This is a genomic window from Corallococcus sp. CA041A, from assembly GCF_003612075.1.
Taxonomy (GTDB): Bacteria; Myxococcota; Myxococcia; order Myxococcales; family Myxococcaceae; genus Corallococcus; species Corallococcus exiguus.
Map to the genome: position 1 here is coordinate 1 of NZ_RAWF01000504.1, position 2,184 is coordinate 2,184.

Annotated in this window: 4 protein-coding genes; 3 read left to right on the forward strand and 1 reads right to left on the reverse strand. The window is 69.8% G+C overall.

What is annotated here, in order from left to right:
- Positions 1–648 (forward strand): carboxypeptidase regulatory-like domain-containing protein (locus D7V77_RS41670; RefSeq protein ID WP_120581690.1); only part of this gene is annotated, 648 nt, incomplete at its 5' end.
- Positions 649–809: 161 nt separating this feature from the next.
- A complete protein-coding gene (locus D7V77_RS43470) occupies positions 810–995 on the forward strand; it encodes a hypothetical protein (RefSeq protein ID WP_121780343.1) in 186 nt (61 codons plus the stop codon).
- 193 nt (positions 996–1,188) lie between these two features.
- Here D7V77_RS43470 and D7V77_RS41675 read toward each other — a convergent pair whose 3' ends face one another.
- Complete coding sequence (locus D7V77_RS41675; protein WP_120581691.1) at positions 1,189–1,482, reverse strand: FYDLN acid domain-containing protein; 294 nt, start codon at positions 1,480–1,482, stop codon at positions 1,189–1,191.
- Between the two features lie 141 nt (positions 1,483–1,623).
- Between D7V77_RS41675 and D7V77_RS41680 the strand changes: the two genes are divergently transcribed.
- On the forward strand, positions 1,624–2,184 hold a 561-nt coding region (locus tag D7V77_RS41680; RefSeq protein ID WP_120581692.1), incomplete at its 3' end, for a GYF domain-containing protein.

Below are 2,184 nucleotides of genomic sequence, written 5' to 3' on the forward strand. Positions count from 1 at the left end.
GAGGGGAGGGTGGTGCTGACCGGGACGCCTCCCCAGGCCCCCAGCGCGCCGACCACCGCCACCGTCGCCAGCGTGTGTGGCGACCAGGCGGAGGACCGCTCGCTCGTGGTGGGAGGCGAAGGGGCCCTGGCCCACGCCGTGGTGTCGCTCCAGGACGGCGCCGCGCTCGCTGAACCGGAGACGCCCGCGCCGCAGCCCGTGCTGGACCAGAGGCAGTGTCACTACGAACCGCCCGCGCTCGCGGCGAAGGCCGGCGGCGAGCTGCTGCTGCGCAACTCCGACCCGCTGGTGCACAACGTGCGCGCCCAGTCCGGGACGAACCGTTCTGTCTTCAACGTGGCCATGCCCCTGGAGGGCATGACCCTGCGCCGCCCCCTGCCCGCCGAACCGGGCACCGTCCAGGTGCGCTGCGACGTGCACCCCTGGATGCGCGCGGTGGTCCGCACCTTCAACCACCCGTACTTCACCACCACCACTCCGGACGGACGCTTCCGGATGCGCGTCCCGGAAGGGGCCCACACGCTCGTCTTCTGGCACGACCGGCTCCCCGAAGCGTCCCGGACCGTCACCGTCCGCGCGGGGGAGACCGTCCAGGTCGATCAGAGCTGGGGGGTGGAAGCACTGCGTCAGGCCGGCTCGGGGAAATAGGGCGCCCCTGACAGGGTTGTCGCGTCTGGCCCCGAGGCAACGAAATCGTGGGCCAGGGGTTCCGTATAAGTGCCGGGAAGCACGCCCCTTGTTCAGACTTCTGTCTTGGTGGCAAAATTGCTTTCTCGGAAGCCAACACTTCCGCCTGAGGGGGAGTCGCGATGCATCAGACCAGGAAGCAATCCACGGTAGCCGTGGAGGTGGAGCGCCTGCCCATGGGGGCGCGCCGCAAGGACGCCCGGCCGGTGGGCATGCAGGAGATGGGGCCCAACCTCTACGAGAAGATCGAGAGCGCGCTCACCGAGCTGTCGCTGGCGTCCTCTCATGAGCGGCTGAGCGGCAGCTGAAGCGCCTGAGCGGCAGCTGAAGCGCCTGGGCGGCACCTGAGAAATGACACCCCGGAGCGGTGTGGGCCCCTGGGGAGGGACCCCGTCTCCGGTCAGGCCGTTTCCGGGTCGGTGGCCTCAGGGCCAGGAAACGACAACGGGGCCCGCCCGAACAGCTCGGGGGACCCCTGATGATGCAGGCGTGAGGGCGACCTTACAGCTCGTCGTCGTCAGCGGCCTCGGTGGTGGACTCGGACTCCTCGTCATCGCTGAAGGAATCGAGGTTCTCCTCGTCCTCCTCGGCCGCGGGCGTCTCCTCGGGCTCGGGCTCGATGACCTTCGGAGCTGCCGCCAGACGGCCACGCCGGCCCTCGGTGGGCTTGGCGACCACGTTTTCCCGCTGATCCGCCCCGCACTTGGGGCAGATGGGGTCCGGCTTCTTCATGTCGTAGAACTTCGTCCCGCACTTGAAGCACGAGTGCTTGGTCCCGAGATCCTTCGCCGGCATGCGCCACCCTCGTAGAAGCCTGGAGTGAAACCGAGGGCGGCTGAATAGATGGGCCGAAGAACAGAGTCAACCGTGTGTTTGCGCGGGAGATTTCTGGCGGTAGCATCCCCGCCGGTTTCCCCCGAGAGCCGGACGCCCCCTTTGAACTTCACCTGCGACAATTGCCAGAAGCGGTACTCCATTGCGGACGAGAAGGTCCGCGGCAAGACGGTCAAGGTCCGCTGCAAGAACTGCCAGAACGTTGTCACCGTGGAAGGGCCCGCCGAGGAGGAGAGCACCCGCGTGGTGTCGCTCGCCGACGTGGAGCGCATCCGGGCCCAGGAGCGTTCGCTGGCGGGTGGCGGTGGCGCCGCCGCCGCGCCAGCCCCCGCTCCGGCACCGGTGTCCGCCGCGGCAGTTCCTGCTCCGCTGGCCAAACCTCCTGCGTCGGCCCCCCAGACGCCCTGGGACGATGAGCCCACGCGCACCGCGCCTCCCCGCCAGACGGCCGGGGCACCGTGGTTCGTGATGGTGCGCAACAAGCAGGAGGGCCCGCTGGACGAGTCGGCCGTGGCCGAGTGGATGGCCGCGGGCACCATCAGTGCGCGCAGCTTCTTCTGGCGCCAGGGCATGCCGGACTGGAAGCGCGGTTCGGACATCCCGGAGCTGGCCGCGCTGCTCGCGCCCGCCGCCGCGCCTGAGCCGCCGCCTCCGCCCCCGGAG

What these genes read in the sequence shown, in the direction of transcription:
- D7V77_RS43470 (WP_121780343.1), top strand. Translation starts at nt 810, where the DNA reads ATGCATCAGACCAGGAAGCAATCCACGGTAGCCGTGGAGGTGGAGCGC.
- D7V77_RS41675 (WP_120581691.1), bottom strand. Translation starts at nt 1,482, where the DNA reads ATGCCGGCGAAGGATCTCGGGACCAAGCACTCGTGCTTCAAGTGCGGG.